The organism is Actinoplanes sp. CA-252034, from assembly GCF_050956125.1.
In the GTDB taxonomy this organism is placed as follows: Bacteria; Actinomycetota; Actinomycetes; order Mycobacteriales; family Micromonosporaceae; genus Actinoplanes.
In genome coordinates this window covers 5253737-5279207 of the sequence record NZ_CP191846.1, presented here as the reverse complement: position 1 = coordinate 5279207, position 25471 = coordinate 5253737, and the positions used below count along the sequence as shown (strand labels likewise).

At 72.4% G+C, this 25471-nt stretch carries 28 protein-coding genes and 1 pseudogene; 17 read left to right on the top strand and 12 right to left on the bottom strand.

The features are described from left to right. Positions 1 to 182: 182 nt before the first annotated feature. Positions 183 to 3581 (bottom strand): FtsX-like permease family protein, encoded by a 3399-nt coding sequence (locus tag ACQPZW_RS24165; protein WP_433797209.1) that lies wholly within the window; start codon positions 3579 to 3581, stop codon positions 183 to 185. Beyond that, on the bottom strand, positions 3575 to 4312 hold the full coding sequence (locus ACQPZW_RS24160) for an ABC transporter ATP-binding protein (protein WP_433797208.1): 738 nt from the start codon (positions 4310 to 4312) through the stop codon (positions 3575 to 3577). Before ACQPZW_RS24160 ends, ACQPZW_RS24165 begins: the two co-directional genes overlap by 7 nt. Positions 4313 to 4402: 90 nt before the next feature. On the opposite strand from ACQPZW_RS24160, the gene ACQPZW_RS24155 reads away from it, so the two are divergent. The 6 genes from ACQPZW_RS24155 (at position 4403) to ACQPZW_RS24130 (ending at position 9541) form a co-directional block, all read left to right on the top strand. Beyond that, positions 4403 to 5647 (top strand): sensor histidine kinase, encoded by a 1245-nt coding sequence (locus tag ACQPZW_RS24155; RefSeq protein WP_433797207.1) that lies wholly within the window; start codon positions 4403 to 4405, stop codon positions 5645 to 5647. Further along, on the top strand, positions 5638 to 6279 hold the full coding sequence (locus ACQPZW_RS24150) for a response regulator transcription factor (RefSeq protein WP_433797612.1): 642 nt from the start codon (positions 5638 to 5640) through the stop codon (positions 6277 to 6279). Before ACQPZW_RS24155 ends, ACQPZW_RS24150 begins: the two co-directional genes overlap by 10 nt. Before the next feature lie 65 nt (positions 6280 to 6344). Continuing rightward, on the top strand, positions 6345 to 7292 hold the full coding sequence (locus ACQPZW_RS24145; protein ID WP_433797206.1) for an ABC transporter substrate-binding protein: 948 nt from the start codon (positions 6345 to 6347) through the stop codon (positions 7290 to 7292). Beyond that, positions 7289 to 7999, top strand: coding sequence for an ABC transporter permease (locus tag ACQPZW_RS24140; RefSeq protein WP_433797205.1), 711 nt, complete (start codon positions 7289 to 7291; stop codon positions 7997 to 7999). The genes ACQPZW_RS24145 and ACQPZW_RS24140 overlap by 4 nt, the downstream gene beginning before the upstream one ends. Next, positions 7996 to 8736, top strand: a complete 741-nt coding sequence (locus ACQPZW_RS24135; RefSeq protein WP_433797204.1) for an ABC transporter permease — start codon at positions 7996 to 7998, stop codon at positions 8734 to 8736. The genes ACQPZW_RS24140 and ACQPZW_RS24135 overlap by 4 nt, the downstream gene beginning before the upstream one ends. Next, on the top strand, positions 8729 to 9541 hold the full coding sequence (locus tag ACQPZW_RS24130) for an ABC transporter ATP-binding protein (RefSeq protein WP_433797203.1): 813 nt from the start codon (positions 8729 to 8731) through the stop codon (positions 9539 to 9541). Before ACQPZW_RS24135 ends, ACQPZW_RS24130 begins: the two co-directional genes overlap by 8 nt. Here the strand turns inward: ACQPZW_RS24130 and ACQPZW_RS24125 are convergent. After that, a complete protein-coding gene (locus ACQPZW_RS24125; RefSeq protein WP_433797201.1) occupies positions 9514 to 10662 on the bottom strand; it encodes an FAD-dependent monooxygenase in 1149 nt (382 codons plus the stop codon). The two genes, ACQPZW_RS24130 and ACQPZW_RS24125, sit on opposite strands and share 28 nt — an antisense overlap. 60 nt (positions 10663 to 10722) lie before the next feature. On the opposite strand from ACQPZW_RS24125, the gene ACQPZW_RS24120 reads away from it, so the two are divergent. The 3 genes from ACQPZW_RS24120 to ACQPZW_RS24110 are packed head-to-tail and all read left to right on the top strand — an operon-like array spanning position 10723 to position 13313. Further along, entirely contained in the window at positions 10723 to 11109 is a 387-nt protein-coding gene (locus tag ACQPZW_RS24120; RefSeq protein WP_433797200.1) for a nuclear transport factor 2 family protein, read from the top strand. An 11-nt stretch (positions 11110 to 11120) separates the two neighbouring features. Further along, the gene (locus ACQPZW_RS24115) at positions 11121 to 12362 is read left to right on the top strand and encodes a metal-dependent hydrolase (protein WP_433797198.1); all 1242 of its coding nucleotides are present in this window, start codon (positions 11121 to 11123) and stop codon (positions 12360 to 12362) included. Positions 12363 to 12389: 27 nt separating this feature from the next. Next, positions 12390 to 13313 carry an STM4015 family protein gene (locus tag ACQPZW_RS24110; protein WP_433797197.1) on the top strand — a complete coding sequence of 308 codons (924 nt, stop codon included), beginning with the start codon at positions 12390 to 12392 and terminating at the stop codon, positions 13311 to 13313. Here the strand turns inward: ACQPZW_RS24110 and ACQPZW_RS24105 are convergent. Beyond that, positions 13292 to 14533, bottom strand: a complete 1242-nt coding sequence (locus tag ACQPZW_RS24105) for a glycoside hydrolase family 16 protein (protein WP_433797196.1) — start codon at positions 14531 to 14533, stop codon at positions 13292 to 13294. The genes ACQPZW_RS24110 and ACQPZW_RS24105 overlap by 22 nt on opposite strands. Before the next feature lie 272 nt (positions 14534 to 14805). Between ACQPZW_RS24105 and ACQPZW_RS24100 the strand changes: the two genes are divergently transcribed. Both ACQPZW_RS24100 and ACQPZW_RS24095 read left to right on the top strand, forming a co-directional pair. Next, entirely contained in the window at positions 14806 to 15480 is a 675-nt protein-coding gene (locus ACQPZW_RS24100; protein ID WP_433797195.1) for a response regulator transcription factor, read from the top strand. Next, positions 15477 to 16865: a sensor histidine kinase gene (locus ACQPZW_RS24095; RefSeq protein WP_433797194.1), complete on the top strand. Its 1389-nt coding sequence runs from the start codon at positions 15477 to 15479 to the stop codon at positions 16863 to 16865. Before ACQPZW_RS24100 ends, ACQPZW_RS24095 begins: the two co-directional genes overlap by 4 nt. Here the strand turns inward: ACQPZW_RS24095 and ACQPZW_RS24090 are convergent. The 3 genes from ACQPZW_RS24090 to ACQPZW_RS24080 form a co-directional block, all read right to left on the bottom strand. Next, a complete protein-coding gene (locus ACQPZW_RS24090; protein WP_433797193.1) occupies positions 16834 to 17322 on the bottom strand; it encodes an SgcJ/EcaC family oxidoreductase in 489 nt (162 codons plus the stop codon). The genes ACQPZW_RS24095 and ACQPZW_RS24090 overlap by 32 nt on opposite strands. Positions 17323 to 17463: 141 nt before the next feature. Continuing rightward, positions 17464 to 18177 (bottom strand): anti-sigma factor, encoded by a 714-nt coding sequence (locus tag ACQPZW_RS24085; RefSeq protein WP_433797191.1) that lies wholly within the window; start codon positions 18175 to 18177, stop codon positions 17464 to 17466. Then, positions 18131 to 18709 carry an RNA polymerase sigma factor gene (locus tag ACQPZW_RS24080; protein WP_433797190.1) on the bottom strand — a complete coding sequence of 193 codons (579 nt, stop codon included), beginning with the start codon at positions 18707 to 18709 and terminating at the stop codon, positions 18131 to 18133. The genes ACQPZW_RS24085 and ACQPZW_RS24080 overlap by 47 nt, the downstream gene beginning before the upstream one ends. A 156-nt stretch (positions 18710 to 18865) precedes the next feature. Between ACQPZW_RS24080 and ACQPZW_RS24075 the strand changes: the two genes are divergently transcribed. After that, positions 18866 to 19690 carry a DUF4397 domain-containing protein gene (locus tag ACQPZW_RS24075; protein ID WP_433797189.1) on the top strand — a complete coding sequence of 275 codons (825 nt, stop codon included), beginning with the start codon at positions 18866 to 18868 and terminating at the stop codon, positions 19688 to 19690. Then, entirely contained in the window at positions 19687 to 20391 is a 705-nt protein-coding gene (locus ACQPZW_RS24070) for a class F sortase (RefSeq protein ID WP_433797187.1), read from the top strand. The genes ACQPZW_RS24075 and ACQPZW_RS24070 overlap by 4 nt, the downstream gene beginning before the upstream one ends. 15 nt (positions 20392 to 20406) lie before the next feature. Here ACQPZW_RS24070 and ACQPZW_RS24065 read toward each other — a convergent pair whose 3' ends face one another. Genes ACQPZW_RS24065 through ACQPZW_RS24055 form a run of 3 tightly spaced genes read right to left on the bottom strand, consistent with a single transcriptional unit; the run spans position 20407 to position 21991 of the window. Then, positions 20407 to 20883, bottom strand: a complete 477-nt coding sequence (locus ACQPZW_RS24065; RefSeq protein WP_433797186.1) for a MarR family winged helix-turn-helix transcriptional regulator — start codon at positions 20881 to 20883, stop codon at positions 20407 to 20409. After that, a complete protein-coding gene (locus ACQPZW_RS24060) occupies positions 20880 to 21347 on the bottom strand; it encodes a deaminase (RefSeq protein WP_433797185.1) in 468 nt (155 codons plus the stop codon). Before ACQPZW_RS24060 ends, ACQPZW_RS24065 begins: the two co-directional genes overlap by 4 nt. Further along, complete coding sequence (locus ACQPZW_RS24055; protein WP_433797184.1) at positions 21344 to 21991, bottom strand: GTP cyclohydrolase II; 648 nt, start codon at positions 21989 to 21991, stop codon at positions 21344 to 21346. Before ACQPZW_RS24055 ends, ACQPZW_RS24060 begins: the two co-directional genes overlap by 4 nt. A 282-nt stretch (positions 21992 to 22273) precedes the next feature. Between ACQPZW_RS24055 and ACQPZW_RS24050 the strand changes: the two genes are divergently transcribed. Genes ACQPZW_RS24050 through ACQPZW_RS24040 form a run of 3 tightly spaced genes read left to right on the top strand, consistent with a single transcriptional unit; the run spans position 22274 to position 23399 of the window. After that, positions 22274 to 22597 (top strand): ArsR/SmtB family transcription factor, encoded by a 324-nt coding sequence (locus tag ACQPZW_RS24050; RefSeq protein ID WP_433797183.1) that lies wholly within the window; start codon positions 22274 to 22276, stop codon positions 22595 to 22597. Beyond that, positions 22594 to 23046, top strand: a complete 453-nt coding sequence (locus ACQPZW_RS24045; RefSeq protein ID WP_433797181.1) for an SRPBCC family protein — start codon at positions 22594 to 22596, stop codon at positions 23044 to 23046. Before ACQPZW_RS24050 ends, ACQPZW_RS24045 begins: the two co-directional genes overlap by 4 nt. Next, positions 23043 to 23399 (top strand): nuclear transport factor 2 family protein, encoded by a 357-nt coding sequence (locus ACQPZW_RS24040; protein ID WP_433797179.1) that lies wholly within the window; start codon positions 23043 to 23045, stop codon positions 23397 to 23399. Before ACQPZW_RS24045 ends, ACQPZW_RS24040 begins: the two co-directional genes overlap by 4 nt. Before the next feature lie 32 nt (positions 23400 to 23431). On the opposite strand, the gene ACQPZW_RS24035 is transcribed toward ACQPZW_RS24040, so the two are convergent. Then, on the bottom strand, positions 23432 to 23707 hold the full coding sequence (locus ACQPZW_RS24035) for a helix-turn-helix transcriptional regulator (protein WP_433797178.1): 276 nt from the start codon (positions 23705 to 23707) through the stop codon (positions 23432 to 23434). Between the two features lie 186 nt (positions 23708 to 23893). Here ACQPZW_RS24035 and ACQPZW_RS24030 point away from each other — a divergent pair. Further along, positions 23894 to 24634 (top strand): annotated as a pseudogene (locus ACQPZW_RS24030) (TerC/Alx family metal homeostasis membrane protein); the annotation flags it as partial. Here the strand turns inward: ACQPZW_RS24030 and ACQPZW_RS24025 are convergent. Then, a complete protein-coding gene (locus ACQPZW_RS24025) occupies positions 24618 to 25463 on the bottom strand; it encodes a hypothetical protein (protein WP_433797176.1) in 846 nt (281 codons plus the stop codon). The pseudogene ACQPZW_RS24030 and the gene ACQPZW_RS24025 overlap by 17 nt on opposite strands. Positions 25464 to 25471 lie beyond the last annotated feature (8 nt).

Below are 25471 nucleotides of genomic sequence, written 5' to 3'. Positions count from 1 at the left end.
TCCGGCCGTGGCCTTGCTTGTTTTGGACCCGCCTGGCCCGCGAGGTGCTTGTCTCTGGCCCGCTGGGCCGGGGCGTGCTTGTTTGTGACCCACCCGGCCAGGCCGGTTCGTTTCTGGCTCGTCCGGCCCGGGCGCGCTCGTCCTGGGCCCGACTCTCCCGGGCTCGCTCGTGTCGGGCCTGGCTATTCACGGGTTCCGGCCAGTTCGACAGGGCGGGTCCGCAATGCCGCGGCCGCTGGAAGCGCCGCGGCGAGGACGGCGACGACGGCGCAGGCCGCCAGTGTCACGGCGAGACCCGTCCAGGGCACGATCACCGAGGCCCATACCGAGAGGGTGGCCAGGGCGGCCCAGATGCCCAGTAGGTTCAGGGCCGTCACGAACAGGCCGAGGACCGCGCCGACCACCACGACGGTCAGGGCCTCCGCGGCCACCAACCGCAGCACCTGCCGTCTCGTCGCGCCGGCCAGGCGCAGCACCGCCAGCTCGCGGGCCCGGTCGGAGGTCGCCATCACCATCGTGTTCGCGATGGCGATCCCGGTGTACAGCAGAGCAATCCCCAGCACCACGAGGTAGCCCACCCGCGTCTGCCGGCTACTCACCGGCGCCTGCGCCGCCAGCCACTGCTCACGGGTCTGCACCCGCACCGCGCCCGGCACGGTGGGCCCGCCGACCGTAGCCGGGCCGGCCGCGTGCCCGCCGACCGCCGCCCCGCTCGCCGCCGCCGCGGCGTGCGCTGTTTCGGTGGTCGCCGGCTTGCCGGTTCCCGTCCCGCCGGTTGCTGTTTCGGCGTTCGTCATTCCGGTGATCGCTGGCTCGGCGGTCGCTGTCCCGCCGGTTGCTGCTCCGGCGTTTGCTGTTTCGGTGGTCGCCGGCTTGCCGGTTGCCGTTCCGCTCGTTACTGCCCCGCGGTTCGTAGCTTCGGTGGTTGGCGTCGCGCCGGCGGAGGTCGCGGCGCCTGGTCGTCCTGACGGCTCGGGCCGACCGGCTTTCCCCGCGCCGGGGCCGCCGCCTGACGGCGGTGACGGCTCGAGCAGGTCACGGACCGCTGTCTCACCGGCCAGGGTGTCGGCGCCGGCGTGCCAGCTCAACTCGAGCAGGTCCGGTGAGGCGCCGCCGGCGTTGCGGGTGGTCACGTAGACACTGTCGCCGCCGGTGCCGATGGCCAGGACGGCGACGATACGCAGCGTCCGCGGGGTGCCGTCGCCGAGCCACACGTCGACGCGGGCTCCGACCGTGTGCTCGGCCCACTCCTCGTTGACGATGATGCCGTCGTCGTCGAGGTCGCCGACATCGCCCGCCTCGACCGGCAGCCGGCGGACCGCGCTCAAGGCCTCCGCATCGACCGCCTGCGCCGGTGAGCGGACCAGCGCCACCCCGTCCTCCAGGGTGTAGACGCTGGTGGAAGCGCTGGTCATCACCTCTGCTCCCGGGACGGCACGGATCGCGGCCACCGTGCGGGCGTCCGGGGTGCCGGTGACGATCAGGTCCGCCGTCGTCCGGGCGCGCAACTCCTCGGCCTCGGCCCCGGTGATGGTCGCGGTCGTCCCGAGCAACGAGCCGGCCAGCGCCACGGTGATCAGGACCGGGGCGGCCACCGCGGCCGTCCGGCGCCGTCCCGCGCTTGTGTTCTCCCGCATCAGCATTCCGGTCGCCCCGGGGAGCCGGGCGGGCAGCCACGCCACCAGCCGGGCCACGGGGCCGGCCAGGACCGGTGCCAGCAGCGCCACCGCGGTGATCAGCAGCATCGGCTGGGTCGTGTACGTCTTGCGGTGCAGGGCCTCGCCGGGATCGGTCAGCAGCCGCCAGCAGAGCAGCCCCAGCCCGGCGGCGAGGATCCCGATCCCGAAGACCCACCGGCCCGCCGTCATGGCACGGCTGTCGACGGACGCCTCCCGCAGCGCCTCGGTGGGCGAGACCCGCCCGGCCCGGACGGTCGCCACCATCACCCCGGCCAGCGCGACGACCAGCCCGGTCCAGAACGCCACATGGTACGGCCAGCGGTGATCGCCGATCGTGAACCAGGTGGGGGCCAGCCGTTCGTCCACCAGGAGCCGGGCCAGCCATGGCGCGCCGCTGGACCCGAGGACACAGCCGGCCGCCGAGGCCACGACTCCGACGACGGCCGCCTCGGCGAGCACGGCCCGCCGGATCTGCCGTGGCGTCGCTCCCGCCAGCCTGAGCAGCCCGATCTCCCGCCGCCGCTGGGCCACCGCGAACGCGAACGTCGACGCCACCACGAACACCGACACGAACGTGGTCACCCCGGCCGCTGTGCCGAGCAGCGCATTCATCGCGACCAGCGCGTCGGCGTCACGATCGGGGTCGTTGTCGGCCAGCCGGCGGTCGTCCCCGGTGAGCACCCGCACACTCGGATAGCCTGCGGCGACGGCCCGCACGGCCTCCGGCGACGCGTCAACCACCAGGTTGTCGATCCGTGGGGCGATGGCCGCGGCGGCGCCGTCGGCGAAGAACACGGCGCGCTCGAACGGGACCGGCGTCAGCACCCCGGACACCGTGTAGTAGCCGCTGCCGGCCGGTGTCCACACGAAGACCGTCCGGCCGACGAGCGCCGGGTCGGCGGCCAGTGTGATCTCGGTCAGCTCGCGCGGCTCACGACCGGCGACGAGGCGGTGCCCGCCGAACCCGGCGACACCCCACGGATGCCCGACGAGCCGATCAGCGCCCTCAGACCCGACCGGCCCCGCCGGCCCCGCCGGGGCTTCCAGGCGCGGAGGGGGTGAGGCGGAAGCAGAGGTTGAGCTCGTGGGGGAGTTCGGGGTGGGAGACGCAGCCGCCGAGTTGATGAGGAAGGCCGGCTCGGGGGCGCCGCGGTCGGCCGGCGTCGACGTGGCGCGGGAGACGGACGTCCCACCGGCGGGGAAAGCGGGTGTGGGGGCGATGCGGGTAGCGGCCGTCGAGGTGACACGAGAGGCAGAGGCGAGGTCGGCGTGGGCACCGGACGTGGTCGCGCCGGAAGGGACAGGGCCGGCGGAGGCCATCGTGGTGCGGGAGACAGCGTCGGCGGAGGTCATCGTGGTGCGGGGGACAGGGCCGGCGGAGGCCATGGTGGCGCGGAGGACACGGCTGGCGGAGGCCGTGGTGGTGCGGGAGGCAGGGCCGGTGGAGGCCGTGGTGGTGCCGAGTGAGGGGGCGGTGGGACGGGGCGGGGACGTGGGCCGGTCTGAGAACGGAAGCGGCGATGTGGCCGCCGGAGCCGGGGAGGCCGCGCCGGTGTGGGCCCGGGACTGCCCGGGGATGTCGACGAGCACCGGGAACGAGCGGTCGGCGACGGTCGAGGACTTCGTGGACAGGGCGGCGGCCAGGGCGGGCGGGATCTCGTGGGGCTGGGCCAGCGGCTGGACGCGGTCGCCGATGCGGGTGGGGACGCGGAGCTCGTCGGCGCCGCGGACCACCACCGGGGCTCCGGCCAGGCGGGACGGCGGCTGGGGTGGGGCGGTCCCTGTGGAGGCGAGTGCCAGGCCCATCGTGGCGATCAGCGCGACCCCCAGGCCGAGGGCCACGAGCGTGCCGACCAGGGTCGCCCAGCGCGAGCGCAGGCTGCTCAGCGTCACGGTCAGCACGCCGGGGCCTCCATCCCGGTCATCCGGGCGGCGACCGTCTCGGCGGACGGGCTGTCGAGAGTGCCGTGCAGGTGGCCGTCGGCCAGGAACACCACCCGGTCGGCGTGGGCGGCGGCGACCGGGTCGTGGGTGACCATCACGATGGTCTGGCCGCCGTCGTCGACCAGGCCGCGCAGCATCCGCAGCACCTCCCGGCCGGTCGCCGAGTCGAGCGCCCCGGTCGGCTCGTCGCCGAACAGCACCTGCGGCCGGGTGATCAGGGCGCGGGCGATGGCGACCCGCTGCTGCTGGCCGCCGGACAGCTCGGCCGGGCGGTGCCGGGCCCGGTCGCCCAGACCGACCCGGGCCAGCACGTCGCGGACCTCGCCGCGGGCCGGGCGGCGACCGGCCAGCCGCAGCGGCAACGCCACGTTCTGCTCGGCGGTCAGTGTCGGCAGCAGGTTGAAGGACTGGAACACGAAACCGATCCGGTCGCGGCGCAGCAGGGTCAGCCGACGCTCGTCGAGCGCGGTCAGGTCGGTGTCGCCCAGCAGCACCGTGCCGGAGGTCGGACGGTCGAGCCCGGCGGCGCACTGCAGCAGCGTCGACTTGCCGGACCCGGACGGCCCCATGACGGCGGTGAAGGTGCCCTCGGCGAAGGAGAGCGACAGATCGTGCAGGGCCGTCACCGTGGCGTCGCCGGAGCCGAACCTCCGGACGACCCGGTGCAGACGGATCGCGTCATGGGTCATGCGACAACCCTGCCGCCCGCCGAACCCCGGCACAGCCCCGCAGGATTGCCTCTTCCCGGTAGTGCTGGCTATACCGTTTACAGTGGCCGGATGCACGCCCGAGACGTCCCCCGAGCGGCCGTCTACCTGCTCGCGAACGCCGTCGCCGGCCTGCTCACGCTGCTGGTGTCGGCCTTGCTGTTCGCCGCCGGGGGAGTGCTCGCGGTCGTCGTCGTGGGCCTGCCCCTGCTCGCCGGCCTGGCGCTGATCGGGCTCCCGGTCGCGGCGGCCGAGCGACGTCTCCAGCGACTGGTCGACGGGCGCCCGCTGCCGCACCGGCACCGCGTGCCACCGGAGCCGGGGCTCGCGTCCTGGCTGCGCACCCGCTACACCGAGCCGGGCACCTGGCGTGAACTGGGCTTCGCCGGGCTGCTGATGACCGTCCTTTGGCCGGTCGACCTGCTGGCCGTGGTCCTCGGCGTGAGCGTGCCACCGGCCGTGCTGGCGACCCCGGTGCTGTTCGGCACGATCGGCGACGCCGAGCAGGTCAACGTGCTCAAGGCGGTTCCGGTGACGTCCTGGCCGCAGGCGTTGCTGGCCGGCGCGGTCGGGCTGATCGCCGTGGTGGCCTGCGCCTACGGCCTGGTGCTGCTGGCCCGGCTGCGGGCGGCGCTGGCCCGGCTGGTGCTCACTCCACGCCGCGACCTCGATCAGGCGGTCGTCGAGCTGACCCGTTCCCGGGTGCGTCTCGTCGACGCGTTCGAGGCCGAGCGCACCCGCATCGAGCGTGACCTGCACGACGGCGCCCAGCAGCGTCTCGTGGCGCTGTCGGTGATGCTCGGCCTGGCCCGGCTCGACGCGCCCGACGGGCCGCTGGCCGACCAGCTGTCACGCGCCCACGACGAGGCGGGCCGTGCCCTGGTCGAGCTGCGGGAGCTGATCCGCGGCATCCACCCACCCGTCCTGACCGACTTCGGGCTCGATGCGGCGATCGCTGATCTTGCCGACCGGTGTCCCGTACCCCTGGAGGTGTCCTTCGCGGTGCCGCAGCGGTTCTCTGCGGCTGTGGAGTCGGCCGCCTATTTCGTCGTCGCGGAGGCCCTCGCCAACCTGGCCAGGCACTCCGGCGCCGGCCGCGGCACGATAGCGGGGAGCTATGCCGCGCGGACACTCACCGTCGAGGTCGCCGACGACGGGCGCGGTGGCGCCGACCTCGGGGGCGGCACCGGTCGCGGCACCGGGCTGGTCGGGCTCGCCGACCGGGTGTCGGTGGTCGGTGGCAGACTGTCGCTGTCCAGCCCGCCGGGCGGCCCGACCCGACTGATCGTGGAGATCCCTTGCCGGCCTTGCGGGTAGTGCTCGCCGAGGACAGTGTCCTGCTGCGTGACGGGATCGCCGCGCTGCTGACCCGGTTCGGGCACGAGGTGGCCGCCACGGTCGGTGACAGCGAGGGGCTGCGGGCGGCGGTCGCCGCGCACGAGCCGGACGTGGTCGTCACCGACGTGCGGATGCCGCCGGGTTTCAAGGACGAGGGCCTGCGGACCGCCCTGGAGCTGCGGCGGCGACGGCCGCGGCTGCCCGTGCTGGTGCTCAGCCAGTATGTCGAGACCCGATATGCCACCGAGCTGATGGGCGCGGGCGACGGCACCCATCTGGGTTACCTGCTCAAGGACCGGATCGGGCATGTCAGCGAGTTCGTCGACGCGCTGCAACGGGTCGTCGACGGCGGCACCGTGGTCGACCCGGAGGTGGTCCGGCAGATGCTGCGCCGCCGCCGTGACCCGCTCGCCGCGCTGACCGCCCGCGAGCGCGAGGTGCTCGCCCTGGTCGCCGAGGGACGTTCCAACCTGGCGATCGCCGCCGAGCTGACGGTCGCCGAGGCCTCGGTCGCCAAGCACATCCGCAACATCCTGCAGAAGCTGGGCCTGCCGCAGGCGGAGGAGACCCACCGCCGGGTGCTGGCCGTGCTGACCTTCCTGCGGTCGTGAGACGCGGGCCCCGTACCACCCCTCCATCGGATAGATTGTTGCCGATGTCCTGACGAGGGGGCGGCATGCGGAGATCGTGCTTCGTGACGGCGGCGATCCTGGCGCTCTCCATCGCGGGCTGCGGTGGGGAGCCGGCCCCGACCACCTCGGACGGCCTGCGTACGGTCCGGGTGTCCACGATCGGCGTCTCCGGAGCGGCCGCCATGGTCCTCGGCGTCCGGCAGGGGTTCTTCCGCGAGGCGGGTCTGGACGTGCGGGTCGTGCCGGCCGAGGCGCCCGCCGTCATCCCGTCGCTGCTGTCCGGTGACGCCGAGATCGGCTTCCTGAACGCGCCCGCCGTGCTCCTGGCCCGGTCGAACGGCGTGCCGGTGGTGGCCGTCGCCAACACCTCGGCGAACCCGGCCGACCCGGCGGAGAACAACATCCAGCTTCAGGTCGCCGCCGACGGCCCGATCACGGCGCCGAAGGACCTCGAAGGCCGGACGGTGGCCGTCGACACGCTGTTCCAGCTGCCGCACCTGTCGATCCTGAACGCGCTGGCGAGCGCCGGCGTCGACGTCACGAGGGTGAAGTTCAGCGAGCTGCCGTTCCCGGCGATGGCCGACGCCCTGACCGGTGGCAAGGTCGACGCGATCCTGCCGGCCGAGCCGTTCGTCACCGCCGGGCTGGCCGCCGGCGCCCGCGATCTGCTCTCCGGCAGCGCCGGCCAGCCCGACGGCGTGCCACAGTCGGTGTTCCTGGCGTCGGAGCGCTTCACCGCATCGGACCGGGCAACCGTCGACCGGTTCCGAACAGCGCTGACCAGGGCCTGCGAGTATGCCCAGGCACATCCGGACGAGCTGCGCGCGATCCTGCCCACCTACACGAAGGTCGCCGCCGACCTGGCCGGGCGGATCAGACTGCCGGTCTACACGACCGCCGCCGCACCGGCCGGCTGGCAGCGGTGGGCCGACATCCTCACCCGGCAGCAGGTCGCCAAGAAGCCGGTCAGTGCGGAAGGCGCCTATCTGTGACCGTCCTCAAGGGGCTGGCCGGGCTGCTCGTCCTGGCCGGTCTCTGGGACGTGCTCCGGCTCGTGCATCTGCTGCCGCCGACCGCGACCCCGGCCGGCCGGGACGTCGCCGCCGCGCTGGCGTCGCCGGAAGTCCGTGGCGGCCTGGCCGCCGCCGTCGGGCACACGGTGACCGCCTGGGCTGCCGGAGTGCTGCTGGCCGCGGTCGTCGGGATCGCCGCCGGCCTGGCCACCGGCCTGTCCCGATGGGCTGACGCGGCGAGCCGGGTCGTGGTCGACTTCCTGCGCCCGATCCCGGCGGTCGCGCTGATCCCGGTCGCGATCGTGGTCGCCGGCATCGGCGTCCCGATGCAGGCTCTGCTGGTGGCATTCGCCTGCCTGTGGCCGCTTCTGATCAGCACCCGGTTCGGGGTCCGGGATGTCGACCCGATGCTCGTGGAGACCGGCCGGGTCCTCGGCGCCTCCGGTGCGCGCCTGATCGCCACGGTCACCGTGCCGGCCGCCGCCCCGGCCATCCGCACCGGGCTGCGCACCGCCGCCGGCCTGGGCATCGTCGTCGCCGTCGCCGTCGAGCTGGTCACCGGCAGCCCCGGGCTCGGCTCGTTCATCGGCCTGCAGCTGCAGGGTGGCCAGATCGCCGCCGCCTACACCGGCATCCTCGCGGCGGGCCTGCTCGGGGCCGCCGTCCACAGCCTGCTCGGATCATGAACGCGCGACCGCTTCTCGGCCTGGCCACCGCCGGGCTGCTGCTGACCGCCTGGGAGGTCGCCGGCCGGGTCGGTGCCACCGGCCTGTTCCCCCCGGTCAGCGACGCCCTCCGGGAGCTGGCCGCGATCGACGTGCGGACCGACGTGCTCCCGTCCGCCGGCCGCGCGATCGCCGGGTTCCTCCTCGGATCACTGGCCGGTGCGCTGCTCGGCGTCGGCATCGGCTGGTTCCGCGCGCTGGAGCCGTGGGTGCGGCCCAGCCTGGAGCTCCTGCGCGCGATCCCGCCGCCGGCCGTCCTGCCGGCCGCCGTCCTCGCCCTCGGCCCCACCTCGGGCATGCGGATCACCGTCATCGCGGCCGCCGCCATGTGGCCGGTTCTGATCGCCGGGGTCGACGCCACCCGGGCCGTCGAGCCGCGCTATGTCGACGTCGCCCGGATCAGCGGCGCCCGGCCGTACACGGTGATCCTCCCGGCCGTGCTGCCCGCCCTGGTCACCGCCATGCGCGTCGCCCTCGGCATCGCCCTGATCATGATGGTGATCAGCGAGATGATCGCGGCCACCGGCGGCCTCGGCTACCTCATCCTGCAGGCCCAGCGCACCTACGCGATGGCCCAGATGTATGCCGGGATCATCGTCCTCGGCCTGCTCGCCCTGGCCGTGACCGGCGTCTTCGGCCTGCTGGAACGCCGTGTCCTGCGTTGGTACCACGACTGGAGGGCGATCGTCGATGGCTGACGTCCCGCTGATCCGCGTGGCCGGTCTGAGCCGGACCTTCACCGGCCGCCGCGGTCAGCGCACCCCGGCTCTCGACGACGTCGGCTTCGTGCAGGCCGAGGACGAGCTCGTCGCGGTCGTCGGCCCGTCCGGCTGCGGCAAGACCACGCTGCTGCGCTGCCTGGCCGGCCTGGAGAGACCCGACAACGGCATGATCTGGTACGACGGAAGCCCGGTCACCGCGATCCCCGCCGGTGTGTCGATCGTGTTCCAGGACTACCACCGCAGCCTGTTCCCCTGGCTGACCGTCCGGGAGAACGTCCGGTTCCCGGTCCGCCCGCTGGGCCGTGCGGTGGGGCGGCGGCTGGCCGGCGAGGCCCTGTCGATGGTCGGGCTCACCGACTTCGCCGACCACCACCCGTGGCAGCTGTCCGGCGGCATGCAGCAGCGCGTCGCGATCGCCCGGGCCATCGTGTCGAGCCCCCGCTACCTGCTGATGGACGAGCCGTTCGCCTCGGTGGACGCACAGACCCGGGCCGCTCTCGAGCAGCTCACCCTGTCGGTCGCGGTCCGTGTCGGCGTCACCGTCCTGCTGGTCACCCACGACATCGACGAGGCGATCCTGATGGCCGACCGGGTGCTGGTGCTCTCCGGCCGGCCGGGCCGCATCCTGAAGGAGGTACCGATCGACCTGCCCCGTCCCCGTGACGAGGTGGAGACCAGGGCCCTGCCGCGTTTCCAGGACTACCGTCGCGAGGTGCACGGGCTCATCGGCTCCGGCTCCGGCTCCGGCTCCGATCAGGGCGCCTCCGGGTCGTACCCGTAGATCCATCCGTTCGCGACCAGCGGATCGCGCTGCGCGAACGTCGCGTCCCGCTCCCGCTGCGCCGGCCCGTCCGGCAGATGGTTCGACTCCGAACGAGCACGGCTGACCTGCTGCAACCGGGTGGTACGCGGAATCCGCAGCTCTTCGTACTCCCGCAACGCCGCCCGTGGATCGTCGTGCTCCGCGAGACACCGGGCCAGCACGGCGGCGTCCTCGATCGCCTGCGCCGCGCCCTGGGCATAGAACGGGAACATCGGATGCGCGGCGTCGCCCAGCAGCGTCGTCCCGCCCCGCGACCAGCCGGGCAGCGGCGGCCGGTCCAGCAGCGCCCACCGGCCCAGCGTCGCCGCCGACTCGATCAGCCCGGTCAGGCGCGGATCCCAGCCGTCGAACTCGGCCCGCAACTCGGCCACCGTCGCGGTGGCCGTCCACGACTCCACGGTGTAGTCGCCGGCCGGTGCCACCCCGACCAGGTTCACCAGCCGGCCCGCGGCCACCGGATAGTGCACCAGATGACGGCCCGGCCCGAGCCACAACGTCTGCGCCGGGCGGCGCGCGAAATCGGGAGCGACATCCGCCGGTACGAGCGCCCGAAACGCACACAGCCCCGAAAAGGTGGCCGGCGTGTCCCCGAACAGTGCGGCCCGCACGATCGAGTGGAGGCCGTCCGCCCCGACCACCACGTCGGCCTCCACGGTGTGCCCGTCGGCGAACCGCAGCCGGCCACCGTCGACGGCCACACACCGGCGGCCCAACTCGACCCGCTCCACCTGCGGCAACAGGGCACGCAGCAGGTCGGCCCGGTGGATCGTCCAGGTGTGCTCGCCGTACATGTCGGCGCATGCCGTGGACAGGTCCTCCCAGGACAGCACGGTGCCGTCGCGCCAGCGGCGGAACTCCCACCCGACGTCCAGGCGCAGCGCGTGCTCGCGCAGCCCGTCGAAGACACCGAGGCGCCGCAGCAGGCGGGCCGCGTTCGGCGTGACCAGCAGACCGGCTCCCACCTGGGTCAGGGCGGCGGCCTGCTCGTAGACCGTGCACGCCAGACCGGCACGGCGCAGGAAGGCGGCGGTGGCCAGCCCGCCGATCCCGCCCCCGAGGATCGCGATTCGTACCGTCACACCCGCGAATCATAGTTATGGTTGCCGATGGCGAGTCGTTGATCTTCTTCAGGAGGACGTATGCACCCGTTCCGTCAGGCCGTCGAGGCCCGGGATGCCGCCGCGATCGAGGGGCTGCTGGCCGACAATGTCGTGTTCACCAGTCCGGTCGCGTTCAAGCCGTACCCCGGGAAGGCTCTGACCGCCGCGATCCTGCGCGGAGCCATGCGGGTCTTCGAGAACTTCCGGTACGTACGGGAGATCGCCGACGGGCGCAACCACGCGCTGGTCTTCGAGGCCGAGGTCGACGGCAAGGCGCTCACCGGCTGCGACTTCCTGCACCTGGACGAGGACGGCCGGATCGACGAGATCATGGTGATGGTGCGTCCGCTGTCCGGGGCGAACGCGCTGGCCGAGGCGATGGCCGCCCAGTTCCCCCGGATCCAGCAGGAGGCGATGCGTCAGTAGGATCTCCCTCCGTGGACAATCTGACGCACACGCTGATCAGCGTTCTGGTCGCGGAGACCGTCCACCGCAGTGTCCCGCCGTCGGCGGTGCTCAGCGACCGGGCTCGGCGGACCGTCGCCATCACCGTCATGGCGGTCGGCGGCAACCTGCCCGACGCCGACGTCCTCTACACCACCTGGGCCGGCAGCACCCTGGACTACCTGCTGCACCACCGTGGCCACACCCACACCGTGCCCGGCGCGCTCGCGCTGTCGCTGCTGCTGTTCGCGGCGGTGCGGTTGTGGTGGTGGCGCCGGAAGGTGACGCCGTCGGCCGGCGACACCTGGTTCCTGGCCGGTCTGTCGGTGCTGGCGACCCTGCTGCACATCGGGCTCGACTTCACCAACAGCTACGGGGTGCACCCGTTCTGGCCGGTCGACGACCACTGGTATTACGGCGACGCGGTGTTCATCGTCGAGCCGCTGTTGTGGGCGTGCGCGGCGACGCTGCTGTTCGTGCTGCCGAGCCGGACCGGGCGGATCCTGATCACGGTGGTGCTGGCGGCCGGCCTCGGGCTGAGCTGGTTCACGGGGTTCGTACCCCTGGCGTTCGCCGCCCTGCTCACCGCCCTCGTCGCCGGGCTCGCCGCGCTGAGCCGATTCGCCCCCGCACGGGTGGCGCTCGCCGCCGGCGTCGTCACCTGGCTGGCGCTGACCGCGACGTTCGTGGTCACCTCCCGGACCGCGGAGAGCCGCATCGAGGCGCTGCTGGCCGACCGGTTCCCGCAGGCCAGGACCCTTGACGTGGTGCTGACGCCGATGCCCGCCAACCCGGTGTGCCGGGAGCTGCTGGCCGTGCAGACCACCTCTGACGAGTACGTTCTCCGTCGCGCGTTCCATTCGCTGGCGCCCGGCTGGATCACCGCCGCCCGATGTGCGGAGCTGTTCCCGTCCGGCGCCGAACGGACCGCGCCGCTGGTGCCGGTTGCGCAGCCGTCGACGGCCGAGATCGCCTGGGGCGGCGAGTTGGCCCTCCCGGCCGATCTCCTGCCGGGCCTGGTCGGCGACTACTGCGCTGTGGACGCCCTGCTGCAGTTCGCGCGTGCGCCGTGGGCGGTGGCGGAGGGTGACGGGTGGGTCGTCGGTGACTTGCGGTACGACCGCGAGCCGGGCCTGGGAATGGCCGAGGTGCGGGTCGGCCCGTCACAGGACGAGTGCCCGGATTTGCCCGCGCCGTGGACGCCACCCCGAGAGGATGTTCTGACCGGCGAGTGATCTTGCCGCCGTCGGAAGGGGGTTCCGGTGTCGCTCGGTTACGAGGACTACCTGGATACGTTCGCAGGCTTTCCGGTCTGGCGCTGGGAGGACGGCGTGCCGGAAGACCCGGCGACGGTTGCCTGGCGGATCGACACCGGCCACGGAGAGCGCAGGATCGAGCAGGTCCTCGACGAGATGCTGGAGGACACCAGGCCCGACGGCCCGATAGCCCTGATCATCGGGAACTGGGGACATCCGTTTAAAAGTCCCTTCCCGATCGATCTCTTGACCGGCAACGCCGACCGGTTCGGGGCTCTTCGCGCGCTGTTCATCGGTGAGATCGCACAGGAGGAGTGCGAGATCTCCTGGATCACTCAGGGTGACATCACCCCTGTGCTGGAGACCTTCCCCGGACTTCAACATCTGTGGGTTCGCGGCGCCTCCCGGGGGCTGACACTGCGGCCGGTGCGGCACGAAAACCTTCACGAGCTGGTCCTGCAGGGAGGTGGACTGTCCGCCGATCTGGTCCGGGCGCTCAGCGCGTGCGACCTGCCTCTGCTGGAGGAACTGGAATTGTGGCTCGGCGTCGCGCAGTACGGCGGTGACGCCGGGGTCGGCGACCTCGCACCCATCCTGGCCGGGCGGCCGATGCCCACGCTCACCTGGCTCGGGTTGCGCAACGCCGAGATCGCCGACGAGATCGCGGCGGCCGTCGCGGCGGCTCCGATCGTCGCCCGGCTGAGGGTGCTCGATCTGTCCTGGGGGACGCTGAGCGACACGGGGGCCGAGGCGCTACTGGCAGGCCAGCCGCTCACCCATCTGGAACACCTGGTCCTCAATCATCACTTCATGTCGCCGGAGGTGGCGCGGCGACTGGTCGACGACCTGCCGGGGGTCACGGTCGACGTCGGGGGCGCGCGGGAGGAAGAGGAAGAGGAGTGGGGCCGCTACACCGCGGTCAACGAGTAGGCCCGGCCACGCGGCCGGGCCCATCGAGGCGGATCAGCAGCGGCCCAGGTCCTGCCACTGCTCGGTCCAGCCGGGCTCCGAGCCCTGCGTCCAGTACCGGGCCTTCCACAGGTGCACGCCGTCACCCGACTTCGGGCCGGACGGGTCGCCGTACCGGCTCTTCTCGTGTTTGACCGTGTTTCCGCCGAGGTAGACCGAGCTGAACTGCCAGTTCGGGGCGGTGGAGCAGTTTCCGGCCGGCACCGACGGCGACGGTGAGCCGGGGTTCGACGGCGACGGTGAGCCGGGGGTCGAGGGGACGGGTTGGTGCATGGGCCGGACGTGGCGACCGTGTCGGTGAAGCGGGTGCCCGCCGTCCGGTACGACGCCGTCTGCGAGCCGACCTGGGCCGGGCTGAGCACCTGGTTCTTGGCGAACAGCACCCAGTCGACCTGCTCGATGTAGGTGGACTGGCCGCCGGTGTGGGTGGCCGTGTCGATGAACCACAGGTTCCAGTTGATGGTCATCGTCTGGCGGGGGAAGAACTTGCCGCCGTGGTCACCGACCTGGACACCGTCGATCCAGTAGACGACGTGGCCGTTGGCGACCTGCGCGACCAGATCGTGCCAGCCGTTCAGGCTCGACCGCTGCTCGGAGTGCAGGTTGTCGGCGAACCACGGCTCGTTGCGGTACGTGTACCAGGTGGTCTGGTAGTTGATCGGCCCGGTCTCGCCCCAGCCGCCGTTCGGCAGGTACTCGGAGATGTCGAGCTCGCTGTAGGTGGGGTCGAGGTCGCCGTTGAGCGGGCTGATCGTGAAGAACGTCTGGTTGATGTGGTCGCCGTCGTTGCCGCTGACCGGCGTGTCGGTGAACCGGACCCGGCTGGCGTAGGTGCCTTCCAGGTAGCGCTTCTGCGTGGAGTAGAGCTCGGCGTGGCTGGTCCCGGCGGCGGTGCCGTCGGTCGAGGCGGTCAGCTGCATCACCTTCTGGCCGGCGTCGGTCGGGAAGGTGACCGCGTTCGGTGACCAGTTGGCCCCGGGAACGCCGGGTCCGCCCTGGTAGCTGCGCGGGGTCCAGCCGTTGGCGGTCAGTGCCGGGTCGGCGGACGAGGTGTAGTGGAAGTCGTCGAACAGGTAGCCGCAGTCGGCGGCGGAGGCGGTGCCGGCGTTGACGGCGACCACGCCGACGGCCGCCAGGACCGTCGCCGCGGCACCGCCGAGCAGGCGTTTCGCGATGGACATGAGCCGTGTCCTCCCTGGGGAAGGGGCATACTTTTCATTAAAGCTTGTTGCCGATGAAAATTACGACCGTCACGACGGTAAGTCAATAATGAATCTCCATGCGCCGATGGCCGGTGGGTGAGCCGGGCAAAGACTCGGCCAGCATTCGGCAAAGAATCGGCAAGGCTCTTTGCCCGCTCTTTGCCCGGCGGCGGCGGACAGTCGTGATATCCCTGGTCAGGGCGGTTCCGGGGAGATCTTGGTACGGTCGCCCGGCGGCTACCCTTCTCCAGGTGCGTGTACTTCTGGTGGAGGACGATCACCCCGTCGCCGAGTCGCTACGACGTGGACTGGGCCGGTACGGGTTCGAGGTCGAGTGGGTGACCGACGGCCGGTCCGCGCTGGCGGCGCAGCCGTGTGACCTGGTGCTCCTGGATCTCGGGCTGCCCGACACCGACGGCCTGGACGTCTGCCGGGAGCTGCGGGCCCGCGGATCGGTGCCGATCATCGTGATCAGCGCGCGGGCCGAGGAGGTCGACCGGGTCGTCGGGCTGGAGCTCGGCGCCGACGACTACGTCTCCAAGCCGTTCGGGATGCGGGAGGTGATCGCGCGGATCCGGGCGGTCCTGCGCCGCTCCGCCGGGTCCGGCGCGGACAGTGCGCCCGCCGCGGCGAACGAGCCGCTGCCGGAACGCCTCGTCATCGACCGGCGCGCGCGGCGGGTGCTGATGGACGGCGTCGAGGTGGCGCTCACCCCGCGCGAGTACGACCTGCTGGCCTACCTGGCCACCGAGCCCGGGCAGCTGTTCACCCGCGAGCAGATCATGGAATCGGTGTGGGACACCAACTGGTTCGGTCCCACCAAGACACTGGACGTGCACGTCGGGGCGCTGCGCCGCAAGCTCGGCGGGGCGATCACCCTGGAGACGGTCCGCGGCGTCGGGTTCCGGCTGGTGGCGGCTCCGTGATCCGTCAACTGACGGTCAGCTACGTGGTGCTGGTGGCGGTCGCCATCGTCGCGTTCACCGTTCCGGTCGCGTGGGTGCTGACCGATCAGCTCAGCGACGACGCGGTCAGCGCCGCCCGCCGGGAGGCCGACACCGCGGCCCTGCTGCTGGCCGGCGGTGACACCCCGTCACACCGGGCGCTCGCCGAGCTGATGGACGCCTACCAGCGCCAGACCCCGGGCCGGCTCGACGCCGTGACCGTGCCCGGCCGTCCGGCCGACGGGGTGCCCGCCGCCGTCGAACCGGGCGACCCGGCGTTCACCCGCGCGCTGGCCGGCGATCCGGTCGTCGTCTGGGGTCCTCAGGCGAGCCTGGGGGAGGAGGGCTTCGCCGTGGCGGTCCCGGCGCGCGATGCCCGCGGTGAGGTGGTCGGCGCGGTCCGGGTCACCTACCCCTCCGCGCCCCTGGACCGCCGGCAGTGGCAGATCTGGGGATTCCGTGGCGTCCTTGCGGTCGCCGTGCTGATCGCCGCGGCCCTGGCCGGCATGGTCTTCGCCCGCCGGGTGACCAGCCCGCTGCGAGACCTGAACCGGATGGCCGTCCGGCTGCGCGACGGCGACCTGGCGGTACGGGTCGAGGAGACCGGCCCACCGGAGGTACGGACGCTGGCCCGCACTCTCAACACGGCGGCCGAGACCATCGACGGCCTGGTCCGTTCCCAGCGCACCTTCATCGCCAACGCGTCGCACCAGTTGCGTACCCCGCTCACCGCCCTGCGGCTGTCGCTGGACAACATCGCCGACGCGGCACACGACCCGGAGCTGCGCGAGGACGTCGACCAGGCGTCGGCCGAGGTGATCCGGATGAGCCGCCTGGTCAACGGGTTGCTGGCGCTGGCCCGGGCCGAGGGTGACGTCTCGGCGCCGGAGCGGACCGCGGTGTACGACGTGACCCGCGAACGCTTCGACGTGTGGCGGGCCGCCGCCGGCGAGAAGGACGTGACCCTCGAGCTGGCCGGCACCGGACCGGGCCCGGTCGCCCTGATCACTCGCGGTCATCTCGAACAGATTCTGGACAACCTGTTCGCCAACGCGCTGGAGGTGTCGCCGACCGGTGGCCGGGTCTGGGTCACCGCCGTCGGTGACGGTGACCTGGTGCGGGTCACCGTCACCGACGACGGGCCGGGCATCGCGCCCGAGCTGCGGGAACGGGCGTTCGACCGGTTCTGGCGCGGCGACAGCCGGCCCGGCGGCTCCGGGCTCGGCCTGGCCATCGTGCGTCAGCTGGTCGAGGACGACGGTGGACGCATCCACCTGGACGCGGCCGGCGGTGGCGGTCTGCGTGTCGTCATCGCCTTCCGCGCCGCCGGGCCGGCTATTCCGGCATCGCCGAGGAATGGTGGTTGACGATCAGCCACTTCCCGCCGATGCGCTCGTAGACGAAGGTGTAGCGGGCATCCACGATCCGCGTCCCGGAATCGGAGCGCAGGGTGAACCGATAGGTGCCGGTGTCGACCGCCGTGGTCGGGTCGAGCACCGTCACGTGCGATGCGGTGACAACCGCCTGCGGACGGTTCTGCAGGAAATGCTGGAAATAGTCGACGATCTCCGCGCGGCTGGTGCGGACCTGGTTGGACACGGTCGGCACCAGGACACCGCCGGGGGCGTACCGGTCGGCCACCCGCTGCGCGTCGAGCGTCGCCAGCGACCGGTTCCACTGCGTGAACAGCGCACGGATCTGCTGCTCGGAGGTGTGGGACCGAACCGTCGGAGAGGCGGTCGCGCTCGATACCGGCCACGGCGCCACGGTCACGGCCAGCGCTGCGGCCGTGCCGGCGGCGAGGATGCGTACCCTCCGGGTCATGTCGTCTCCTGTCGATCGGGGATCGTTGCATTCCACGATCGCCGCCGGACCACCAGCACCGGGAAAGGCAGCGGACAACGTTTCGCGAAGAATGGCCGGGGCGCTCGACGCCCCGGCCATTCCCGTCCGTTTCCCTGACGCTCAGCTGGTCAAGGTGCCGCGCAACAGACTGTTTCCGGAATGCGTGGCGTCGCCGTCGTGCGGCTCGTCGCTCACGTCGACCAGGCGGAACCGGTTCAGGTCGGTGCCCGGCGGCACCGGCAGCACCACCCGGCGCTGGTCGGACAGGTTGCCCAGCGCGACCATCTTCGTCGGATCGTCCGGATCCAGCAGCCACACCTCATGGAAACCGGTGGTCAGCGGCAGGTTGCTGACGTCGATCTCCACCTCGCCGTCGGCCAGCACCCGGACGCTGCCCTTCGCGTCGGCCGACACCGTCGGCAGCGGCGTCAGCGTGGCCCGCGCGGTCACCGACTCGGTGGCCCGCCGATCCAGCAGACGGTCGACGGTCACGGTGCCGGCGATCGCGAAGACCGCGGCGGCGGCCGCGGCGATCAACGGCGCCCAGCGGCGCGAGCGCTTGCGGTGGGCGCGGTGCTCGGCCAGGTCGGTGACCGGCGTCTCCTTCACTCGGGTACGGGCGATGTCGTCCTCTATCGCTCGCCAGATGCGCTCCGGCGGTGCCGGGAGATCGTGGACCTCCTGGGCCTCCGCCCCCAGGCCGGCCACCTCACGGAACCCGTCGAGGTCCCGTCGGCAGACAGCGCACTCCGCGAGATGATCCGACTCGGTCAACTCCTCGGGCTCCTCAGAGAGCGCGAGAAGGACCAGCCGATCGGGATCCAAATGCTGCACCGTCCACCTCCCAACGACGTCGCAGACTGGCCATTCCACGGCGGATATGGCTCTTGACCGTGCCGAGGGGCAACCCCGTCACGGCTGATATCTGTGGATGGGTCAGATCGTCGAAGAACGCCAGCTCCAGCGTGCGCCGCTGCTCCTCGGGCAGCCGGCCCAGCTCGTCCGCGACGACCAGACGGTCGACGATCCGTTCCGGGGTCTCCCGCTCGTCCGCCGGCGGGAGCTGCGTGCGTACCGTCTCTGTCGTGCGGTCCTCGCGTGCCGCCGACCGCAACCGGTCCACCACCTTGCGCCGGGCGATGCCCAGCAGCCAGCTCAGCAGCGTGCCGCGCTGCGGGTCGTAGCCGTCCCGCCCGGTCCACGCCGCCACGAACGTCACCTGTGTCACGTCCTCGGCGTCCGCCCGGTTGCCCAGCAGCCGCTGAGCCAGATACAGCACCGCCGCGCCATGGCGCTCGTACGCCGTACGCAGAGCCTTCTCGTCGCCGGCGCGCAACCGCTCGGCGAGCTCGTCGTCGGAGCTCATCGACCTCCCTTCCGCGCATCTGTTCTCCTGTTTCTTCGTTCCCCGGCCCGCCCGTGGATGCACCGGATTTTTTTTCTCCGCCACCGCATCCACGGCCGCCGCCGCGAGCGAAGGACCGTGCGTACCGATTCCACGACGATCGTCAGAGGAGCACCAGTGCGCACTTCGTACCTTCGCCGCACGGCCACGCTGGGGGCCGTGACCATGATCGCCCTCGGCGCCACCGGCGCGTTCGCCGCCCTGCCCGCCCACGCCGCGGCCGACTCGCAGGTGTCGGTCGTGCACGGCATCCCCAAGCAGCCGGTCGACGTCTACGTCAACGGCGAGAAGACCATCCCCGACTTCCAGCCGGGCAAGGTCGCCGGCCCGCTGACCCTGCCGGCCGGGCAGTACGACATCGCCCTGACCAAGCCGGGCGCGCCGATCGCCGACGCTCTGCTGACCGTCGACGACGCCGAGGTCCCCGGCGGGGCGAACATCAGCCTCGTCGCCCACCTGGGCGCGGACGGCAAGCCGGTGCTCACGCCGTTCGTCAACGACACCGCCAAGCTCGCCGCCGGCAAGGCCCGCCTGATCGTCCGGCACACCGCCGCGGCCCCGGCCGTGGACGTGCGCGCCGGCGGCAAGCCGGTCTTCGAGGACCTCACCAACCCGAACGAGGCCAAGGCCGACGTCGACGCCGGAACCGTCGCCGCCGACGTGGTGCTGGCCGGCACCGAGACCCGGGTGCTCGGCCCGGCCGACCTCAACCTGAAGGAGGGCACCGCGACCATCGTGTACGCGATCGGGTCGGCCGACGACAAGACGCTCGACATCGTCGCGCAGACCGTCGACGGGCTGCACTCGGCGCCCGGCGGGGTGCCCAGCGGCGACGGCGGCCGCGCCGACCGGGGCGTGTCCCTGCCCTGGTACGGCGCCGGCGCGGTCGGCATCCTGCTGGCCCTGTTCGGCCTGACCCGGCTGGCCACCGGCCGGCGGTGAGCTCTCGGCAGCATGACGGCACGTCCCGGCGCTCGCCGGGGCGTGCCCTGCTCCTGGTCGCCGCGGGCACGGTGCTCACCACGGCGTTCGCGGTCGTCGCGTGCCGGGCCGAGCCCGCGCCCGACTTCGGCGGGCCGTCGGTGACCGGCCTGGCCTCCCCGTCGCGCCCGCCGGTCGCGAGCGTGCCGGTCCCGCGCTCGCCGGGCCCACGGGTGCCGGTCACCGACGGCGGGCTGCCCGCGGCCGCCGACGAGGCCCCGGCCCGGCTGCGCATCCCGTCGCTCGGCCTGGACGTGACCGTCGACGCCGTCGGCATCGACCCCGCGACCGGGGACTTCGCGGTCCCGCCGAGCGTCGACCGGGTCGGGTGGTACCGGTTCGGGCCGGGCGCCGCCGCCCGGGCCGGGTCGATCGTCATCGCCGGGCACGTCGACAGCGCGGCCGAGGGGGAGGGGGCCTTCTTCCGGCTCGGCGCCCTCGACGACGGAGACCGCGTGACGCTCACCGGCCCGGACGGGCGCGACCGGAGGTTCACCGTGATCGCCCGGGAGCGCTACCGCAAGACGGCCGTCCCACTGGAGAAGTACTTCGCCCGCACCGGCGACGTCCGCCTCACCCTGATCACCTGCGGCGGGCCGTTCGACGCCGCGACCCGCCACTACCGCGACAACGTGGTGGTCACCGCCGTACCCCGCGAATGACCGTGACCGGCCGTCTCAGACGTCGCCGGTGAGGGTCGGCAGGAGCTTGGCGGTGATGTCGCGCAGCCGGACCACGTCGTCCTCGGTGAGGTGGTCGAAGACCAGGCGGCGCACCTCCGTCACGTGGCCGGGGGCGGCCGCCGCGAGCACGGCGAACCCGGCGTCGGTCAGGTGCGCGATCTGGCCGCGCTTGTCCGTCGGGCAGGCCCGCCGGGCCACCCACCCACGCTGCTCCAGGGTGGCGACCGCGTGCGAGAGCCGGGTCGTGGTGGTGCCGGCCCGGCGGGCCAGCTCGGTCATCCGCATCGCCCGTTCGGGACGGAGGCTCAGCGCCGACAGGATGTGGTAGTGGGTGTGCGGCAGGCCGGCGTCCTCCCGTAGCTGCTGGTCGAGCGCGGTGGGCATCAGCATCAGGATCTGGGCGAGGTTGAGCCACGCGCCCATCTCGGTGTCGCTGAGCCACGGCGGCTCGTCGGCGGCGCCCGGGCTCATCCGATGATCTCCAGACGCGCGGCGGGCCGCAGGACGTGACTGTTGACGGCCCGCACCTGGTCGGCCATGTCGGGTAGCTCCAGCACCTCGACGCCGTGCCGCCGCAGGGTCTCGACGCCGTCGCAGTCGGCGAACAGGATCGGCTCGCGCCACGCCAGGACCACCCGGCCGACGTGTGCGTCCAGGATCAGCCGCGTGCAGGTGGCCGGGCGCGACCGGCGGGCGGTGCACGGCTCCAGTGACGTGTACAGGGTCGCCGCCGACAGGTCGAGGCCGGCCAGCCGGGCCAGGGCCTCCTCCTCGGCGTGGTGGTGCGGGTGGGTCTCGCCGGTGTAGCCGGTGGCCAGCACCGTCCCGTCGCCGTCGACGACCACCGCGCCCACCGCATACCGGTCCGGTACGGCCGGGGCCAGCCGGGACACCCGGATCGCCTCGCTGAGCCAGAAACGGTCGGCGGCCGTCACGACGCCACCGCTGTCAACGGCAGGTCCAGCGTGTGGGCGGTGTGGTCGCGCTTGGTGGTCAGGTAGCGGGCGTTCGCGGCGGACAGGTGCACGCCGGTGGGGATCCGCTCGGTCACGTCGATGCCCCGTGCGGCGAGCTGCGCCGCCTTGTCCGGGTTGTTGCTGAGCAGCCGGATCCGCGGCGCGCCGAGGGACTGCAGCATCTGCGCGGCGGCGGTGTAGTCACGCTCGTCCTCGCCGTGGCCCAGCGCCAGGTTGGCCTGATACGTGTCGAGGCCGGTGTCCTGCAGGGCGTAGGCGTCGAGTTTCGCGTACAGCCCGATGCCCCGGCCCTCCTGGCGCAGGTAGAGCAGGAACCCGCCGGTCCCGGTGATCCGCTCGGCGGCCTCCCGCAACTGCGGGCCGCAGTCGCAGCGCTCACTGCCGAACACGTCGCCGGTCAGGCACTCGCTGTGCGGCCGGACCAGAGGCGCCGGGCCGCCGTTCGCCGCGACCGTCACCGCGGTACGCCAGTCGCCGAACCCGAGTGCCAGGTGCTCACGGCCGTCGGCCAGCCCGGTGAACGTGAACACGCGTGCCGACGTCGAGTACCCGTCCGGGAACCGTAACGGCACCGTCACCTGCGTACGAATCTGCGCCGTCATCGCGTACCCCCAAAGTTATTGAACCTTCAGCAACCAGCATCGTCCGCATCTGTTGAATGATCAATAAACCGGAGGGTGGCGTCAGTCACGCCGAGTCCGGCCACGGTGCGCCGGGGTCATCATCGGCTGCGCCGCGGCCGCGGATGAGCAGTCCCGGGTCATCCGCGCTCATCCGGCGGTCATCCCGCGGCAACCGGCCGATCGCGGCACAGAGATGCGTGCCGCCCGGGCATTACACAAAGAACCGCTTGTTAAAGCGAGGCTTTGTATTAGGGTGGGGTCATGCCTGATCTCGACGCCGCCTTCGCCGCGCTCGGCGACCCCGTCCGGCGGGCCCTGGTCACCCGGCTGTCCCGGGGAGACGCCACGGTCGGTGAGCTCGCCCAGCCTTTCGGGCTCTCCCAGCAGGCGATCTCCCACCACGTCGGGGTCCTGCGCCGCAGCGGCCTCATCGAGCAGCGGCGGGAGGGCACCCGGCGGCCGTGCCGGCTGCGGGTCGACCGGCTGTCCCAGCTCGGCGGCTGGATCGACGAGCAACGTCGCGCCTGGGACGACCGGCTCGACGCCCTCGACAAGCACCTCGCCGACGACGGGACACCCCGGTGACGCGGGCCGAGATGCACGGTGACGAGCTGATCGCCCGGCGCGGGTTCGCGGCGCCGCCCGAGCGGGTCTGGGCCGCCTTCGCCGAGCCGGCCGGTGTCGCCGCGTTCTGGGGCGGGTCACACGCGACGGTTCCGGCCGGGTCGGTGACCATCGACCTGCGGCCCGGGGGAGAGCTCTCCCTCGACACCCGAGCGCCCGACGGCGCGACCCGGCGGCTGCGGTTCGTGTATGTGAGCGTCACCGTCCCCCATGAACTGGTCTTCGACGAGCCGGTCACCGGGCTCCGGACGACCGTGACGATCCGTCCCGCCGGCACCGGCACCGACCTGACCGTCCACCAGCGACGGCTCCCGCCCGAGCTGCGTACGGCGCAGGCGGCCGACGGTCTCGCCTCGATCCTCGACGCCCTCGGCGCCTATCTGTCCGACGACCTACGGGAGAGACCATGACGCAGTCCGCTCAGCAGCACCTCGTCCAGGAGTACTTCGAGGGTTTCCGGGCCGGTGACCACCCACGGATCCTCGCGACACTCACCGACGACGTCGTCTGGGTCATCCACGGTCACCGGACCACTCACGGCAAGGTCGAGTTCGACGGCGAGATCGAGAACCCGGGGTTCACCGGCAGTCCGACACTCGACGTGCAGCGGGTCCTCGAGGACGGGGCGGTCGTCGTCACCACGGGGGAGGGGCGTGGGGTCAGCGTCGACCACGGCCCGTTCCGGTTCGCCTTCAACGACCTGTTCACCTTTCGCGACGGGTTGATCGCGCGCGTCGACTCGTACGTCGTCCCGCTGCCCTGAAGGGTGCCGGGTCGCGTTCCGGAAGGCGCCGGTCAGACGTTCGGCTCGGAGAAGAGGGCGAGCAGCTCGCCGATGTGGTGTCCCGCCTCGGCCGGATGCCGGAACTGCCCGGCCGGGTTGACGGTGTACTCGTTGCGGCGCCCCACCCGGGTCCGCTGGAGATATCCGGCGGCCTCCAGGTCGGCGACGATGGTCTGGGCGGCCCGCTCGGTGATGCCGACCGACCCCGCCACGTCACGTAGCCGCGCGGTGGGCTCGCGGGCGACGGCGAGCAGCACGTGCGCGTGGTTGGTCAGGAACGTCCACATGGTCACCTCCGGTTGACAGGCGAAGCATAATTCGTGAATACTTGGACGTAGTTCGAGGGGAGTACCCGACGATCCACGCGTCGCCGTCACTACGGACCGGCCATCCGGTCCCGGTCGCGCAGCCACCGCCACGGTGGCCCGGGGAGACCTTCGTCCAGCACGCCCGGCTCCGCAGCGCGGGGGACGGGCTCCTACTACGCCGGTTACCTCATCGAGAAGGCGCTGTCGATCGACAACGTCTTCGTCTTCGCCCTGATCTTCACGACCTTCGCCGTCCCCGCCGCCTACCAGCACAAGGTGCTCTTCTGGGGCGTCATCGGGGCCCTGGTCTTCCGGTTCGTGTTCATCTTCGTCGGCGCGGAGCTGCTGGAGACCTTCTTCTGGACGGCGTACGTGTTCGGCGCCTTCCTGGTCTGGACCGGCTACAAGATGGCGTTCCAGCACGGCGACCAGTCCCCGTCGGAGCGCAACACGGTGGTGCGCCTGATGCGGCGGATCGTCCCCACCGACCCGGCCTACCACGGCGACCGGTTCTTCACCCGGATCGACGGCAAGCGCGTCGCCACCCTGCTGTTCATGGTCCTGATCGCGGTCGAGGCCACCGACCTGATCTTCGCGATCGACTCGGTCGCCGCGATCCTCGCCATCACCACCAGCATCTTCATCGTGTGGACCGCCAACGCCTTCGCCATCCTCGGCCTGCGCAGCCTCTACTTCTGCCTCGCCGGCCTGCTGCGCCGCTTCGTGCACCTGTACTACGGACTGGCCGTCCTGCTCGCCTTCGCCGGGGTCAAGCTGATCCTGTCCGAGACCCCGGTCGGCAAGCTGCCCATCCCGGTCACGCTGGGCGTCATCGTCGTGACGATCACCGTGTCCGTCGTCTGGAGCCTGCGCAGCACCCGCGAGACGGTCACCCCGGGCAGCTGACGGTGTGCTGTGCGGTGACCGCGGCGCCGTCGTCGGAGGCGGCGATCACCACCGACACGGCGCCGTCCCGGTAGGCGACCCGGTTGGCGCCCGCGGCCGAGAAGGTCCGGGCGCCGGCCGGGATGGTGCCGAGGAACCGCTCCGCGAGCCGTCCCGCCTCGACCGGCTCACTGACCGCCGACACGGTGACCATGTCCCCGGACGGGCAGCGCAGATGCTGCTCGGTGACGGCGGCGGCCCGGGCGCCCACCACGGTGAGCAGCCCGTTGACGGCGTCGACGCCCGATGCGGGGGAACCCGACCCGGGCGCAGCCGAGCCGGGTGCGCTAGAGCCGGGTGCAGCTGAGCCGGGTGCGCCAGAGCCGGCCGTGCCGAGACTGCACCCGCTGCGGGCGGTCACGGCCAGCCAGCCGGGGCTCAGCCTCCGGGCCGACAGGCGTATCGTGCCGACGTCGGCCTCCAGCGTGCGGACCCCGGCGACGGCGGTGCCGCGGCGTACGGCGTACCGCCCGGCCAGTCTCTGCTCGATGGTGTCGATCAGTGTCTCCTCGCCGCCCGGATCGGTGTAGAGATCCGCCTTGCCGGTGAAGACGCGCCCCGTCCGCAGGAGCCCGAGCGGGCACTCGGCGGCCGCGACCACCGGGCTGACCGTGACGGCCACGTCCTGCCCCGCCGCCGTGACCGCGTCCGCGACCGCCGTGTTCATCCCGGCGACCACGTCCTCGACCCGCGGCTGACGGGTCCCGTCCCACCGCCACCACACGAACCCGGCCACCACCAGCAGCACCGTCACGCCGGCGGCGACCAGCCACCACTTCTTCGACCACATCGGCTCAG